The organism is Achromobacter sp. ACM05 (assembly GCF_019218915.1).
GTDB classification, from domain to species: domain Bacteria; phylum Pseudomonadota; class Gammaproteobacteria; order Burkholderiales; family Burkholderiaceae_B; genus Achromobacter; species Achromobacter animicus.
In genome coordinates this window covers 768,344-783,593 of record NZ_JAHUWQ010000003.1, presented here as the reverse complement: position 1 = coordinate 783,593, position 15,250 = coordinate 768,344, and the positions used below count along the sequence as shown (strand labels likewise).

The 15,250-nt window shown below is 66.7% G+C and carries 13 protein-coding genes; 5 read left to right on the top strand and 8 right to left on the bottom strand.

The window, feature by feature from the left end; translation table 11 throughout:
* The first annotated feature begins 325 nt into the window (after nucleotides 1–325).
* Nucleotides 326–553 carry a hypothetical protein gene (locus tag KW836_RS27985; protein ID WP_370633058.1) on the top strand — a complete coding sequence of 76 codons (228 nt, stop codon included), beginning with the start codon at nucleotides 326–328 and terminating at the stop codon, nucleotides 551–553.
* Here the strand turns inward: KW836_RS27985 and KW836_RS28180 are convergent.
* Both KW836_RS28180 and purN read right to left on the bottom strand, forming a co-directional pair.
* A complete protein-coding gene (locus KW836_RS28180; RefSeq protein WP_370633067.1) occupies nucleotides 537–1,964 on the bottom strand; it encodes an RsmB/NOP family class I SAM-dependent RNA methyltransferase in 1,428 nt (475 codons plus the stop codon). The two genes, KW836_RS27985 and KW836_RS28180, sit on opposite strands and share 17 nt — an antisense overlap.
* Nucleotides 1,965–3,024: 1,060 nt before the next feature.
* Nucleotides 3,025–3,690, bottom strand: coding sequence for a phosphoribosylglycinamide formyltransferase (purN, locus tag KW836_RS22010; RefSeq protein ID WP_175123438.1), 666 nt, complete (start codon nucleotides 3,688–3,690; stop codon nucleotides 3,025–3,027).
* A 147-nt stretch (nucleotides 3,691–3,837) separates the two neighbouring features.
* On the opposite strand from purN, the gene KW836_RS22005 reads away from it, so the two are divergent.
* From KW836_RS22005 to coaBC, 4 genes are all read left to right on the top strand, one after another.
* Nucleotides 3,838–4,803: a bifunctional riboflavin kinase/FAD synthetase gene (locus tag KW836_RS22005; protein WP_175123439.1), complete on the top strand. Its 966-nt coding sequence runs from the start codon at nucleotides 3,838–3,840 to the stop codon at nucleotides 4,801–4,803.
* Nucleotides 4,793–7,660, top strand: a complete 2,868-nt coding sequence (gene ileS / locus KW836_RS22000) for an isoleucine--tRNA ligase (RefSeq protein ID WP_175123440.1) — start codon at nucleotides 4,793–4,795, stop codon at nucleotides 7,658–7,660. The genes KW836_RS22005 and ileS overlap by 11 nt, the downstream gene beginning before the upstream one ends.
* A 2-nt stretch (nucleotides 7,661–7,662) precedes the next feature.
* The gene (gene lspA, locus KW836_RS21995) at nucleotides 7,663–8,193 is read left to right on the top strand and encodes a signal peptidase II (RefSeq protein WP_218344749.1); all 531 of its coding nucleotides are present in this window, start codon (nucleotides 7,663–7,665) and stop codon (nucleotides 8,191–8,193) included.
* Between the two features lie 275 nt (nucleotides 8,194–8,468).
* Entirely contained in the window at nucleotides 8,469–9,665 is a 1,197-nt protein-coding gene (gene coaBC, locus KW836_RS21990) for a bifunctional phosphopantothenoylcysteine decarboxylase/phosphopantothenate--cysteine ligase CoaBC (protein ID WP_218344748.1), read from the top strand.
* Between the two features lie 129 nt (nucleotides 9,666–9,794).
* Here the strand turns inward: coaBC and KW836_RS21985 are convergent, their stop codons facing one another.
* The 6 genes from KW836_RS21985 to KW836_RS21960 all read right to left on the bottom strand — a co-directional run bounded on the left by KW836_RS21985 (nucleotide 9,795) and on the right by KW836_RS21960 (nucleotide 15,233).
* Nucleotides 9,795–10,784 carry a tripartite tricarboxylate transporter substrate binding protein gene (locus tag KW836_RS21985; RefSeq protein ID WP_175183823.1) on the bottom strand — a complete coding sequence of 330 codons (990 nt, stop codon included), beginning with the start codon at nucleotides 10,782–10,784 and terminating at the stop codon, nucleotides 9,795–9,797.
* A 112-nt stretch (nucleotides 10,785–10,896) separates the two neighbouring features.
* Nucleotides 10,897–11,586 carry an AroM family protein gene (locus KW836_RS21980; protein ID WP_218344747.1) on the bottom strand — a complete coding sequence of 230 codons (690 nt, stop codon included), beginning with the start codon at nucleotides 11,584–11,586 and terminating at the stop codon, nucleotides 10,897–10,899.
* Entirely contained in the window at nucleotides 11,583–12,512 is a 930-nt protein-coding gene (locus KW836_RS21975; protein WP_218344746.1) for a DUF1177 domain-containing protein, read from the bottom strand. The genes KW836_RS21980 and KW836_RS21975 overlap by 4 nt, the downstream gene beginning before the upstream one ends.
* Nucleotides 12,509–13,213: a dipeptidase PepE gene (gene pepE, locus KW836_RS21970; RefSeq protein ID WP_218344745.1), complete on the bottom strand. Its 705-nt coding sequence runs from the start codon at nucleotides 13,211–13,213 to the stop codon at nucleotides 12,509–12,511. The genes KW836_RS21975 and pepE overlap by 4 nt, the downstream gene beginning before the upstream one ends.
* A gap of 65 nt (nucleotides 13,214–13,278) precedes the next feature.
* On the bottom strand, nucleotides 13,279–14,046 hold the full coding sequence (locus KW836_RS21965) for an IclR family transcriptional regulator (RefSeq protein WP_218344744.1): 768 nt from the start codon (nucleotides 14,044–14,046) through the stop codon (nucleotides 13,279–13,281).
* Between the two features lie 146 nt (nucleotides 14,047–14,192).
* The gene (locus KW836_RS21960) at nucleotides 14,193–15,233 is read right to left on the bottom strand and encodes a metal-dependent hydrolase (RefSeq protein WP_218344743.1); all 1,041 of its coding nucleotides are present in this window, start codon (nucleotides 15,231–15,233) and stop codon (nucleotides 14,193–14,195) included.
* Nucleotides 15,234–15,250: the final 17 nt, after the last annotated feature.

The following is a 15,250-nucleotide window of genomic DNA, read 5'->3' as shown; positions in this document are numbered from 1 at the left end:
CCAGAGGGGGACGGCCTGAAAATCGCAGTCGCACCGGGTTTTGGCACCATTTGGCGTTTAAAGTTCCAGTCAGGCAACCCCGCAGTCTTGAAGGCGCCACGATACCGGGGCACACTGCACCCCGTTCCGCCCGCCCACTGTCTCTTTTCTCCCACGAATGTCGCCCACCACAATGCGTCACCGTTTTTTAACCGTTTTGGCCGCGCTCGGTGTGGCGATATCCGCCCCGGCTTCAGCGCAAACGCTGAAGTCTGGGGACGTCGCCGTCCTGGCTTCTTACTATGAGATCCGCGGGTCGGACTGCCTGGCGCTGCGGGCGCCGCGCGTGTCGATCACCCAGATGCCGACACTGGGCAAGGCCAGCATCCAGCAGACACGCGGGCAGTCCAGTAATTCCGGGCGCTGCGCGTACAAATCGGTGCCGGTGGCGCAGGTTGTCTACCAGGCCGACCAGCCGGGTTCCGACACCCTGTCCTGGGAAGTGAAGTACCAGAACAAGACCATCGGAACCCGCCGCTACAGTGCAACGGTGGGCGTTACGCCGGGTCCTTGACCGCAGTTTCCGTTTCTTTGACGTCGGAAGCTTTTACTTCGGCTTCCTCGACGGTGGTTTCCTCGGCAGTAACGGTCTGAGCGTCGGCGCCCGCTTGGGCTTCGGCCTCAGCGCCATCGGCCGCGTCGATCTGGTCGTCCTCGTCGGCGAGGTTGGCTTCAGCAGCCTCGGCGGCATCCGTCCCGGCGCCCTTCTTCTTGCGTTCGAACACAGCGGCAAAGAAGCCGTCGGTGCCGTGCAGATCCGGACGCAGTTGCACGTACGGGCCTTCCAGTTTCAGGGACTCGCAACGCGCGCCCAGGATTTCGGCGGCATCCACGCGTTCGAAGTCCGGATGGCTGGCCAGGAAGCGGTCAGCCTGGACTTCGTTTTCCTCGGCCAGCAGGCTGCACGTGGCGTAGACCAGGCGGCCGCCGGGCGCAACGCAGCGCGCGGCGCTGTTCAGGATGCGTTCCTGGAGCTGCCCCAGTTCCGCCAGCGCCTCGGGGTGCTGGCGCCACTTCAGGTCCGGATTGCGGCGCAGGGTGCCGATGCCGCTGCAAGGCGCGTCGACCAGCACGCGCTGGGCTTTGCCGGCCAGGCGCTTCACACGCGCGTCGTTCTCGTTGTCGATCACCACCGGGACCACATTCGAGAGGCCGCTACGGGCAAAGCGCGGCTTGGCGCGCGCCAGGCGGGCCGCCGAGACGTCGAAGGCGTACAGCCGGCCGGTCGAACGCATCAGTGCACCCAGCAGCAGCGTCTTGCCGCCGGCGCCTGCGCAGAAATCGATGATCATTTCGCCACGGCGCGGGGCGACCAGCAGGGCCAGCAGTTGGCTGCCTTCGTCCTGGACCTCAATGCTGCCGTTTTCGAACTGGGGCCACCGGTTGATGGCGGGGCGGCCTTCCATCCGGATGCCCCAGGGCGAAAAAGGCATGGCCGTGGGCTCATAACGGCCCGCCCCTTGTTGCAGTTCCGCCAGCATGGCGTCGCGCTCGGCCTTGAGCGGGTTCACGCGCAGGTCCAGGCTGGCCTGGCGGTTCAGGGCTTCCACCAGCGTTTCGGGGCTTTCCATGGCGCTCAGGCGCTCGTCCAGCCAGTCGGGGATGCTGCCGCGCACGGCACGGGGCAAGGTCGCGACGTCGATACGCGTGACCCGTTGCAGCCACTCTGCCTCGGCGGCATCCATGCCCTCCTGCAGGAACGCGGCGCCCAGGGTCGCGTTCAGGCCCAGGATGGCAAGACGGCGCGACGCGGGGCCGACACCGCTTTCGCCGTACTGGCGGTAGCGGCGCAGGTGGCGTAGCACGTCATAGACGGCCTCGGCGACTTCGGAACGGTCGCGCGCGCCCAGGTTCGGGTGATGGCGCAGCCAGTGCGAGAGCGCGGCGTCGGCCGGATAGGTCCATTGCAGGATTTCGCCCAGCACGCGCTGCACCTGATCGATGCGGATGGCCGCATGCGACAGGCGGGGTCGATTGGACTGGGGCTTTTGCGGGGCGTGATCGCGCTCGCCGCCGCGCGACTCGCCGCGCGGGCCGCCGAAAGAGGAGCGGGAGTCCGAACGTCCCTGCTCATCACGGCGGTCCTGGCCGTACGAATGGCGTTCACCGCCTCGGCTTTCGCTGCGATCCTGTCCATTCGAACCGCGTTCGCCGCCACGGGCACCGCCGCGATCTTGTCCATAGGAGCCGCGACCTTCGCCTCGCTGGCCGCCGAACGACGAGCGCGAGTCCGGGCGCCCCTGACCTTCACGACGATCCTGGCCGTACGAACCGCGATCACCGCCACGGCCTTCGCCACGATCCTGGCCGAAGGAGCCGCGACCTTCGCCGCGCTGGCCGCCGAACGACGAGCGCGAGTCCGCGCGTCCCTGACCTTCACGGCGGTCCTGGCTGTAAGAACCGCGTTCGCCGCCACGGCTTTCGCCGCGATCCTGGCCGAAGGAGCCGCGACCTTCGCCGCGCTGGCCGCCGAACGACGAGCGCGAGTCCGGGCGTCCCTGACCTTCACGGCGGTCCTGGCTGTACGAACCGCGCTCGCTGCCTCGGCCTTCGCCGCGATCCTGTCCATAGGAACCACGCCCTTCGCCCCGCTGACCGCCAAACGAGGAACGCGAATCCGGGCGTCCCTGCCCTTCGCGGCGGTCCTGCGTGTACGAACCGCGTTCGCTGCCGCGCCCTTCATTGCGCTGTCCGCCAAACGACGAGCGGGAATCGGGGCGGCCCCGGCCCTCGCCGCGGTCCTGGCCGTAGCCGCCGCGATCGCTCGTGCGCTCGTCGCGCGCGCGGTCGCCGGATTCGGCCCGGTCACGCGGCGCCGGTTTGCGGGCGTCGCCCTTGGGACGCGAGAAAAAAGACCGGCCGTCGCGGCCTTCCGAGGCGGCGCCGAAGGAGCCGGCCGGGCGGGAACGCGGGGATTGGGGTTTAGTCATGGTGTATTCCAATAGGGCGGAAGCGTTCCGCCCGAAAAATGCTTTTCAGGGCCGTTCAAGCGGCCGGCGACCAGGAAAAAAGGCGCACGGGGTCGCCCTGGACGGCCACGCGGTGATCGTTTGTCAGGGTAACCCGCCCTTCGGCAAGCCAGCGAACGGCAGCCGGAAAGGCCTGGTGCTCAACGGCCAGCACGCGCTCGGCCAGCAATTCAGGCGTGTCGCCCGCCAGGACCGGCACGCAGCCCTGGGCGATGATGGGCCCGTGGTCCAGCACCGGGGTGACGAAATGCACCGTGCAGCCATGCACGCGCACGCCGGTGGCCAGCGCCTGCGCATGGGTGTGCAGGCCGGGGAATGCGGGCAGCAGCGAGGGGTGGATGTTGACCAGGCGGCCGGCGTAATGATTGACGAAACCGGGCGTCAGCACGCGCATGAACCCGGCCAGGATGACGTAGTCGGGCGCATAGCGATCGATTTCGGCGGCCAGCGCGGTATCGAAGGCTTCGCGGCTGGCGTAGTCCTTGTGATACAGGGCCGCTGTGGGGATGCCCTGCGCGGCGGCCCATTCGAGGCCGCCGGCGTCGGGACGGCTGGCGATGACGGCGGCGATTTCCGCCGGCCAGTGTTCGTCGCGGCAGGCCTCGGCCAGCGCCTGCATGTTGCTGCCCCGCCCCGAGATCAGGATGACGAGGCGGCGCTTGATAGAAGAAGTTTCCGGCAAGATGAACAATTCCAAGGGAAAACGGGCGGTTCCGGTCCCGAAATCAGGCGCACGCCCTGCGCACGCCGTGCCCGCAAAGGCGGCTGAGCCCCCCCCTGCGGGCGGGATACGAACAAACCCGTAATCCAAAATTGTAAACTCTCGCTCGTGAAACCATCGCTGCGCATCTACCGATCCCTGCCCCCGCCCGAACGGCGCGCCCCTTGCGCGCTGACAATCGGCAATTTCGACGGCGTCCATCGCGGGCACCAGGCCATGCTTGCCCGCGTCTGCCAGGTGGCCCGCGAACGCGGGCTGACGCCGGCCGTGATGACGTTCGAGCCGCACCCGCGGGAGTATTTCGCCACCCTCAACCAACGTCCGGAACTGGCGCCGACCCGCATTTCGGGGTTGCGCGACAAGCTGGCCGCGCTGGCGCGCTACGGCATATCGCAGGTCGTGGTCGAGCGGTTCAATGCCCGGCTGGCTGAAATGTCGGCCAACGCCTTCATCGAGCACCTTCTGGTGCAGGGCCTGCAGACCAAATGGCTGCTCGTGGGCGAAGATTTTCGCTTCGGGCACAAGCGCAGCGGCGATATCGACCTGCTGCGCGAAGCCGGCATGGTGCATGGCTTCGAGGTCCAGACGCTGGCGGACGTGACCGACCGTCAAGGTCACCGCATTTCCAGTTCCGAGGTGCGCACCGCGCTGGCCGTGGGCGACCTGGAGCGCGCGCGCCATCTGCTGGGCCATCCGTTCCATATCAGCGGGCACGTGATCCACGGCCAGAAGCTCGGCCGTACGCTCGGCTATCCCACCATGAACCTGCGTGTGGCCGAACGATGCGCCGCGCGGTCGGGCATCTACGTGGTGCAGGTTCATGGGCTGGCCGACCGCGCACTGCCGGCGGTGGCGAGCCTGGGCGTGCGCCCGACGGTCGAGGACCGCGGCAGAGTGCTGCTTGAGTCACACCTGCTCGACGAGTCCGTCAACGCTTACGGTAAACTCGTACGCGTTGAATTCCTGCAAAAGCTGCGGGACGAAGAAAAATTTCCTGATCTCCCTTCCCTGACTGCCGCCATCGCCGAAGACGCGCGAAACGCGCGCGCCTATTTTGCCGTTCATGGACTATAAAAAGACCCTCAACCTGCCCGATACCCCCTTCCCCATGCGGGGCGACCTCGCCAAGCGCGAGCCCGCCTGGATTGCGCAATGGGAGGAAAACCACGTCTACCAGGCGATCCGTGCGGCCAGCCGCGGCCGGCCGCGCTTCGTGCTGCATGACGGCCCGCCCTATGCGAACGGCGACATCCACATCGGCCACGCGGTCAACAAGATCCTGAAGGACATCATCGTCAAGAGCCGCAACATGGCCGGCTATGACGCGCACTACGTGCCGGGCTGGGACTGCCACGGCATGCCCATCGAGATCCAGATCGAAAAGAAGTACGGAAAGCACCTGCCCGTGGCGGAAGTGCAATCCAAGGCCCGCGCCTACGCCCTCGAACAGATCGATCGCCAGCGCAAGGACTTCAAGCGCCTGGGCGTGCTGGGCGAGTGGGATCGTCCGTACATGACGATGAACTACAGCAACGAGGCCGACGAGATCCGTGCGCTGGGCCGCATCCTGGACAAGGGCTACGTGTTCCGTGGCCTGAAGCCGGTGAACTGGTGTTTTGACTGTGGCTCGGCGCTGGCCGAGGCTGAAGTCGAATACGCGGATCGCGTGGATCCCGCCGTCGACGTCGCGTTCCCGTTCGCCGACCACAAGCGGCTGGCCCAAGCCTTCGGCCTGGATTCGGTGGACGACGGCGCCATCGTGATCTGGACGACCACGCCCTGGACCATTCCGTCCAACCAGGCGCTGAACGTCCATCCCGAAATCGAATACGCGCTGGTGCGGGTCACTTCGGCTGCCACGCCCAAGTTCGGTCCCCTGCTGCTCATCGCCAAGGAACGCGTCGAAGCCTGCCTGAAATCGTGGGACCTCGAAGGCGAAGTCATCGCCACGGCGCCCGGCGAGGCCCTGTCAGGCATCGAGTTCCGCCATCCGCTGGCGCAGTTCAACGCTGCCTACGATCGCAAGGCGCCCGTGTACCTGGGCGACTACGTGACGGCAGACTCCGGCACCGGCGTGGTGCACTCGGCACCGGCTTACGGTATCGAAGACTTTGTGTCGTGCAAGGAGCACGGCATGAAGGACACCGACTTCATCAGCCCGGTGATGGGCGACGGCAAGTACGTGGACAGCCTGGCGCTTTTTGGCGGCCTGTCGATCTGGGACGCAAACCCCAAGATCGTCGAAGCGCTCAAGGAAGCCGGCGCGCTGATGCACGTCGAAAAGCACAAGCACAGCTATATGCACTGCTGGCGCCACAAGACGCCGATCATCTACCGCGCGACCAGCCAATGGTTCGCGGGCATGGATGTCGCGCCCAAGGACGGCAGCCCGACCCTGCGCGAATCGGCGCTGGCCGGCATCGACGCCACGGCGTTCTACCCCGCATGGGGCCGCGCCCGTCTGCATGCCATGATCGCCAACCGTCCGGACTGGACCCTGTCGCGCCAGCGCCAGTGGGGCGTCCCGATGGCGTTCTTCGTGCACAAGGAAACCGGCGAACTGCATCCGCGCACGTCCGAATTGCTGGAACAGGTGGCGCAGCGCGTCGAACAGGGCGGCATCGAGGCCTGGCAGGCGCTCGATCCCCGCGAGCTTCTCGGCGACGAAGCCGACCAGTACGAAAAGAACCGCGACACGCTGGACGTATGGTTCGACTCGGGCAGCACGCACGCCACGGTGCTGGGCGGCAAGGACGGCGAATTCGCCGGTTCGCATGGCGCTGAACTCGCCTGGCCCGCCGACCTCTACCTGGAAGGCTCGGACCAGCATCGCGGCTGGTTCCATTCGTCGCTCCTGACCGGCTGCATGCTGTACGGCCAGCCGCCCTACAAGGCCCTGCTGACGCACGGCTTCGTGGTGGACGGCCAGGGCCGCAAGATGAGCAAGTCGGTCGGCAACGTGATTGCCCCGCAGAAGGTCTCCGATTCCCTGGGCGCCGAAATCCTGCGCCTGTGGGTGGCCTCCACCGACTACTCGGGTGAGCTGTCGATCTCGGACGAGATCCTCAAGCGTGTGGTGGAAGGCTATCGCCGCATCCGCAACACCCTGCGCTTCCTGTTGGCCAACCTGGCTGACTTCGATGCGGTGTCGCAATCGGTGCCTTACGGCGAGCTCTTCGAGATCGACCGTTACGCGCTGGCCATGACGGCGCAGATGCAGTCGGAAGTGCAGGCCAACTACGAACGCTACGATTTCCATCCGGCCGTCTCGCGTTTGCAGACGTTCTGCTCGGAAGACCTGGGTGCGTTCTACCTGGACATCCTGAAAGATCGCCTTTACACGTCGGCCCCCGACAGCCGCGCCCGCCGCTCGGCGCAGACGGCCCTGCTGGATATCACGCAGACGCTGCTCAAGCTGATGGCGCCCATCCTGTCGTTCACGGCGGAAGAGGCCTGGAAGGAACTGGTTGCGTCCGCCCTGAAGAACCAGGCCGACGCCGCCCGCGCCACGATCTTCACCGAGGTCTATCACGTGCTGCCGCCGTTTGCGGACGCCGATGCTCTGACCGCCAAGTGGACGCGCCTGCGCGCCATCCGCGCCGAGGTCCAGCGCAAGCTGGAAGAAGTGCGTACGGCGGGCGATATCGGTTCGTCGCTGCAGGCCGAAGTCGACCTGTACGCCAACGGCGAAGACCAGCAACTGCTGGCCAGCCTGGGCGACGACCTGCGCTTCGTCCTGATCGTCTCGCGCGCCGCGGTGCACGCGGGCGAAGGTGACACCCGCATCGAGGTCACGCCGTCGGCCCACAAGAAGTGCGAACGTTGCTGGCACTGGCGTCTTGACGTCGGCCAGGACGCCGATCATCCCGAGATCTGCGGCCGCTGCGTGTCCAACCTGTTCGGCTCGGGCGAAGCCCGCGACAAGGCTTGAACATGGCCCGCCCCGCCGAACCCGGAGTGACGGGCACTGCCCCCGCCCGCGCCGCGCCCGCGCGCGTGGGTGGCTGGCTGGCGCTGGCGTTGCTGATCATCGTGCTGGACCAGTTGACGAAGGTCTACTTCAACACGTCATTCCAGTACGGCGAGCGCGTCAACATCCTGCCCTTCTTCGACTTCACGCTGGTGTTCAACCGCGGCGCCGCCTTCAGCTTCCTGGCGTCCGAAGAAGGCTGGCAGCGCTGGTTGTTCACCGGGCTCGGTGTCGTGGCGGCGGTGGTCATCGTATGGATGCTGCGCCGTACGCACGGCCAGCCGCGTTTCAGCCTGGCGCTCACGCTCATCCTGGGCGGCGCCATCGGCAACGTCATCGACCGCGTGGTGTATGGCCACGTGGTGGACTTTCTGCTCTTCTACTGGAACGACTGGCAGTTCCCCGCTTTCAACATTGCGGACGTCGGTATCACCTGCGGCGCCGTGCTGCTGGTGCTGGACGAACTGCTTCGTGCCCGCAAGCCACAAGCGTGACGCGACGGGGGGAGGGCAACGCCCCCCCTTTTTTCACCGCCTTTTTGCAGTGCCTCTTCGCAACGCCTTTTCGAAGCGCCTGTTTGCGCCCCCATTCAGCAGCCCTCTTTGCGCCCCTTTCTGCTTTCATCAGGCCTACCCATGCTGCGCCTTCCGCGGCTTTCGTCCGGTTTGATGCCCCCTCTAATGCATGACGAACGGCGCATTGCGGCAATGCAGAATAAAATCCCTCTCACTTCCACGATTATGCGGCGTTAACCCGCCGTCCCGTCCTCATGCTCGATCTCGCCCGCAAACGCATCGTCCTCGGTCTGACCGGGGGCATCGCCTGCTACAAAATCGCCGAGCTGGTGCGGCGCATGACCGAACAAGGCGCCACGGTGGATGTGGTGATGACCGAGGCGGCCACGCACTTCATCACGCCGGTCACCATGCAGGCACTGTCGGGCCGACCCGTGTTCGTGGACGCCTGGGATGCGCGCGTGCCCAACAACATGGCGCACATCGACCTGACGCGCGGGGCGGACGCCGTGTTGATCGCGCCCGCCAGCGCCGACTTCATGGCCAAGGTGGCACACGGCATGGCCGACGACCTGTTGTCCACGCTGTGCGTGGCCCGCGCCTGTCCGCTGCTGGTGGCGCCCGCCATGAACCGCGAAATGTGGGCCAACCCGGCCACGCAGCGCAACGTCGAAACCCTCCGCGGCGACGGCGTCACCGTGCTGGGCCCCTCGGCGGGCGAACAGGCCTGCGGCGAAACCGGCGACGGTCGGATGCTCGAAGCCCATGAGATCCTGACCGACCTGATCGCCTTCTTCCAGCCCAAGCTCTTGGCCGGCCGCCACGTGCTGCTGACCGCAGGCCCCACCTCTGAACCCGTGGACCCGGTGCGTGTGCTGAGCAACCGGTCTTCCGGCAAGACGGGCTATGCACTGGCGCGCGCCGCCCGCGAGGCCGGCGCCCGCGTCACCCTCATCACCGGTGCCACATTCCTGCCCATCCCGCGAGGCGTAACCGCCCTGCCCGTCACCACCGCGCGCCAAATGCACGACGCCGTGATGGCCAGTGCGGGCGATGCCGATATCTTCATCGCCGTGGCCGCTGTAGCCGACTGGCGGGTCAAGAACGTCAGCACGCAGAAGCTGAAGAAAACCAGCGAAGGCGGCGGCGCGCCGCTGATGGAATTCGAGCCCAATCCGGACATCCTTGCCGAAGTGGCCAAGCTCGAAAATGGCCCCTGGTGCGTGGGCTTTGCCGCCGAAACGGAAAAGCTGGCCGAGCACGCCGAAGCCAAGCGCACGCGCAAAGGCATCCCGCTGCTGGTCGGCAATCTGGCGCACAAGGTCATGGACGCCGACACCACCGAACTGGTGCTGTTCGACGCGCAAGGCACACACCCGCTGCCCGCCGGCAACAAGCTGGATGCCGCGCGCCGTCTCATCGCGGAGATCGCGGCGCGCATGCCGGCCTGACGCGGTGGCGCATTGCCGCGCGTCATGCTCCGACAAGCCGCCGCCTCTTCTCCGGCGCTCCAAAAAAAACGCCAGGCCCTCTCGGGTCTGGCGTTTTGCTTTGCAGCGGTTCAAGCCGCTTGCGGCGCCTTACTGCTCCAGGCTGATGTTCGCGGCTTTAACGATGTCCGCCCATTGCTTGCGGTCGTTTTCAAGAAACTCGCTGAACTTCTCGGGCGTCATGCCGGTGACGGGCTCCGAACCCAGGCCGGCCATCTTCTCGATCAGCGCCGGTTGCTTCAGCACGTCCTGCAGTGCGGCGTAATAGGCGGCCAGCACGTCGGCGGGCAGACCGGCGGGCGCGAACACGCCTTGCCACGTCGGCATGTCAAAGCCCTTCAGGCCTTGCTCGTCCAGCGTCGGCACGTTGGGCAATTGCGCGGCGCGCTTGATCGACGCTACCGCAATTGCCTTGACCTTGCCTTGCGACGCCAACGGTGCAGCGGTCGAAATGTTGTCCATCGTCATGGCGATGTGGCCGCCGAGCAGGTCGGTGATCACGGGCGCGGCGCCGCGATAGGCGGCGTGCGGCACCTTGACGCCCAGCTTGTACAGCATGGTCTCAGCGATCAGGTGGTTGGAGATGCCGACGCCCGCGGTGCCGTACGTAGCCGTCGGCGTCTTCTGGAAATATTCCTTCAGTTCGGCCAGGTTGTTGGCCGGCACGTCCTTGTTCACGATGACCACATTGGGCTGCACCGCGGCCAGCGTGATGGGCGTGAAGTCGGCGGGCTTGTAGTTCGTGCCCTTGGGATTCAGGACATGGGTGATGGCCATGGAACCGGCCGCGGCGATACCGATGGTGTAGCCGTCGGCGGGCGCCTGGCTCAGGCGGTACGCCATGATGTTGCCGCCGGCGCCGGCCAGGTTCTCGACGACGACAGGCTGGCCCAGGCGGGCTGACAGCGGCTCGGCCAGCAGGCGGGCCAGCGTATCGGCCGAACCGCCCGGCGCGAAGCCCACGAGCAGGCGCACGGGTTTGGCGGGCTTCCAGGCGTCGGCGGCATACGCCGAAGTGGCCGACAGCGCGGCGACGGCGAATAGAGCGCCAGCGGCGCGGTGCAAGGTACGGCTGATCATAAAAAACTCCCAACGATTGATTGACGAAGTCGGCTTCGTCTCCTCTCGCCGCTCGCCCGGACCGGCCGCGCGAACCTGTGCGGCCGGAACTTCGGGATTGCGTCCGGCGGCGTTATTCCAGTATTTGTGCCAAGGCCTGTGCGACCAGGCGGTTGGACAACAGCACGGGGCGGCCCGATGCCTGCGCCACGGCTTGGCGCATGGACTGCGCGTAGCCCATGCAGTGCATGACGATCAGATCGCACGACGCCAGTTCGCGTCCGGCGGCCTCGAAGTTGCGGGCGGCGTGCTGCGCGTCGGCCTCGTACGGCGACGCGTGCACGACCTGCGTTTCGCATTCCAGCGGCACGGCCATATGAAAAGCGTCGACCTGCGCTTCCAGCGGAACCACCAGCCCGACCTTGCGGCAATGCTGCGCCAGGCCCGCGACCAGGTGATCCACGACCTGCTGCGGCTCGACCACCAGGGTGCGCATCGGCGCGATGGCCGTGCCGGTGCACAGCGGGACCAGGATGTCGTAGCCCTGGCCGTCCGCCTGGCGCATCACGTCGGCCAAGCGCGCCTCGGCAGCGGCTGCGTCCAGTTCGATCTGGGAACCGTCGCGCATGCGCGTGGCGAAGCGGTATTCGCGCGGTCGCGGCGCCAGCGCGGCCAAAGCGGCGGCGTCCAGGCCATCGAGCGCGCCGAACTCATCGATGCGCACATGGGCGCCGAGCACGGGCGCCATCTCCGGCACCACGTCGCTACGCGGCGATTGACCGATGGTGAAGAACGCGACGCGGCGCGGTGTGAGGGCCCTCATTGCGCGGCTCCGTCTTCGCGGCCGACGGTCTGCAGGTGCGCCATCGAACCGTAGCGGGCCTGCAGCGCGCCCCACTCGGCGGCGTCGAAGAAGGTCATGGCGCGCTGCCCGTAGAGCTTGGCGACCTCGATGCAAAAGCGCATGGCGACGTCGGCATCCACGGCGTTGGTGACGCCCGTGGCGCAACCCGGCACGGTGGTCTGCGCCGTCAAGGCCACGCCGACGACCGGCGCGTCCGTGACGATGGCCGGCTGCATCAGGGAGTTCACGTGCCACAACCCGTTTTCGTAGGGCGTGATGTCCTGCGTGGTCAAGGGCAGCGTCACCGGCAGTTCGCCGCTGACCCAACCCATGACGTCGAGCATGGTCTCGGGAATGCGCAGCAGGTAGCCCTGCTTGGCGACCGGCGTGAGCGCCACGCCGCGCTTGTTGACCAGGCGGTTGCCGCGGGTCGTGTCCACCGACAGGATCGCGTCCATGCGCGGATCCACTTCGTGCGACATCATCTCGCGCATGGGGAACGGCGAGCGCATCATCGGCACCGGATGATGCGGGCGCGTGCCGGCGCGCGGGCAGATGTGGGTGCGGATGCGGACCGTGCCGGGCAGCACGTCGCCCTGCTTCGCCATCGCCATCAGCTTAAGCGCGGCGGCAATCGCCACGACCGCACCGTCGCTGTCGGACACCAGGCCCGTCACCGCGGGGCGCGCACCGATGCCGCCCAGCCGGCCGACGATGCCCAATTGCGGAGCCGAATCATCCAGGCCGGGAATCACGATGGACAGAAAATCCGTGGCCAAGCCGTCACGCGCAAGAGGCGTGACCTCGACTTCGCAATTGCCCGCGTCGCGTAGCACCCGTGCCACGGATTCGCCCGTGACGTGCGCGGACGACAGCAATTCGATGGCGTCGATCACCTGCTTCATGCCGGGATCTCCACCGGGCCAGGACGGAACATGCGCGGTTCTTCGCGGCCCAGGAAGAGCGGCGCGTCGTGCGGGCCAACCAGCGCGATCTTGGCGCCGCGCACGCGCAGGCCTGCGCCTTCGGGCAGGCCCAGCACCGGCATGGCCGGATTCAGCGTGCAGAACTCGGCAAGGCGCTGGGCGCGCGTTTCGCCGCGGTGGCCGGGAGGATGCGCGTTGGTGTAGTGCGGATTGATCTGGAAGGACACCAGCCCCAGCGCGTCGAAGCCTTTCGGGTCGGTGATGGGCATGTCGTTCGTCGTGCAGATGGTGGGGCAGGTCAGGTTGGAACCCGCGCTCCAGCCCAGGTAGGCCGCGCCCTCGCGCACGCGGCGCGCCACGACGTCGAGCAGGCCCTGGCGGCGCAATTCGCCCAGCAGGTTGAACGTGTTGCCGCCGCCCACGATGATGACCGATGCGCCTTCCAGTGCCGCGACCGGATCCTGCGCGGTGTGCAGGCCCTGGATGGCCAGGCCCGTGTCGACCAATGCCGACGTGACCAGCGCCGTGTAGTCGTCCCAGTTGCGCGTGACCCCCGCGAACGGCACGAACACGGCCGGCGCGCCTTGCGGCAGGGATTCGATCAGTTCGCGGATGTCGGCCATGGCGTGCACCAGATAGCCGGCGTCGCTGCTGGAATTGCTGAGGAGCAGAAGGTTCATGAATGAAGTCCGATAGGTGATGGTTCTGGATGCGGCGGCGAGGCCGCCGCAAGGCATTCGGTAGGTCAGTTCAGCCAGTAGGGATCGTTGAGCTCGCGCCCAAGCGCACCGACGTGCTGCAGCACGGATTCGCGCAGCACCGCAACGCGCGCCGCATCAGCCTGGAACGAGACAAACGACAGGCAGAGCCCGCGCAGTTCGCCGGTGGCGGGGTCGCGCACGGCCGCCGCGACGGCGCCGATGCCCGGCATAGCCTGGTCGATCGCCACGCCGCAGTGGTCCGCGCGCGTCTGCGCCACCAACGCGGCCAGGTCGCCGACGGTGGCCGGGCAGTCTCGTCCTTCCATCGGCAGCGACTGGGCGGGATCGGCGCCATACAGGGCCAGGAATTCGGTGTCGGTCAGGCGCGACAGCAGCGCCCGGCCCATCGCCGTGCCCGACGCGGCGCGGCGCGATCCGGGCGGCGACAGCACCTGCACGGGGTGCGAGCCATTCAGCCGTTGCAGCACGACGGTCTCGCGCTGATTCAGCGTGGACAGATACGCCGTGAGTCCGCTGTCGTCCGACAGCCGGGCCAGGACGGCGCGGCAGGCCTCGTCCAGCGGCGTGGCGGCCATACCGGCACGCACGGCCTGCGCGAGCAGCGCGCCAGGCCGATAGCGGCGCGTGGCGGCGTCCTGATCGAGCATGCCGTAGTTCTGCATCTGGTTCAGCAGACGCGAAGCCGTGCTTTTGGGCATGGCCAGCCGCGCGGCGACCTCGGTAAAGCTCAGTTCGGCCGCGCCCTCTGCGTACAGCGACAGCACGCGTTGAACGCCGTCAAGAATACTCATGCTTGTTCCATTTAACGGAACCGAAGTTCCTTATTAGCGAACAAGAATAATGCAAGCAGCGGAAACAGGTCAATACGGCCGCACAAGAAAAAAGGCTCCCGGGTCGCGGGAGCCTTGTTCGTGCGAGCCGTCAGCCCGACTTCAGCCTACTGCTTCGTCAGCTCGGACCACTCGGCCAGCGGCAGCGGCGGTTGCGCATGCAGGATGCGACCGAGCACCAGCTTCATCTCATTCCAGCCGCCGCGGCTGGTCGGCCAAACGGACGGCGTAACCGCGCGCCACGTGCCATCCGTCGCACGCTCGGCCATCTTGAACCGGAAGGTGTAGTGACCCGCCATGCCCATGCGCAGGTCCGACACGACCAGCGCATCGCCGATCACGTCATACCGCAGCCAGTCATCCGTGAACCAACGCAGCCGTTCGTGCAGCGGCTCGCCCGCCAGCACGCGTCCGGCGTCCAGATTGAGCGGCAAACGCACCCATTCCGGCGGATCGCGGTCGAACAGGCTGCTGACCGATTCGTAATAGTCGCCATCGCCGGTCTTGGCAAACACCCGCCACACCAAGGTGTTGAACGGCATGGGGACCGCGCGCAATTGCGTCACCGTAACGCCTTGTTCCTGCATGGCGTCCCGCACGCGATGCTCGGCCGCCATGCGGCCAGCCAGCCCGAAACCAAGGTATAGCGTGCTGAAGACCAGCGCCCCCACCATGAAGCGGCGCGCGTTGCGGGTCATTCCGACCGCGATGGCAAACAGGACGCCCAACAGCAGCGGCACGGTGTAGACCGGATCGATGATGAACACGGTCGACCAGCTTTCCGGCGTGAGGGCCAGCGGCCAGAACAACTGGGTGCCGTAGACGGTGAACGCATCCAGAATGGGATGCGTCACCAGCACCAGCCATATCGTCAGGAACAGCCTTCGCCCGCCATAGGGCGCATTGGGCCAATACTTGCGTATCAGCCAGGCCAGCAGCATCGCCAGGCCGGTCAGCACGAAAACGGAATGCGAGAAGCCGCGGTGATAGGTCATGAGCGACACCGGGTCCGGGTAGCTCATCAGGACATCCAGATCCGGCAAGGTGGCCAGCGCCGCGCCATAGATGAGGGCGCGTCTGCCCTGCACGCGCCCCAGCATGGCGCCTTGAATGCTGGCGCCCAGCACCGCTTGTGTAACTGAATCCATGTTTCTCCAACGTCGAG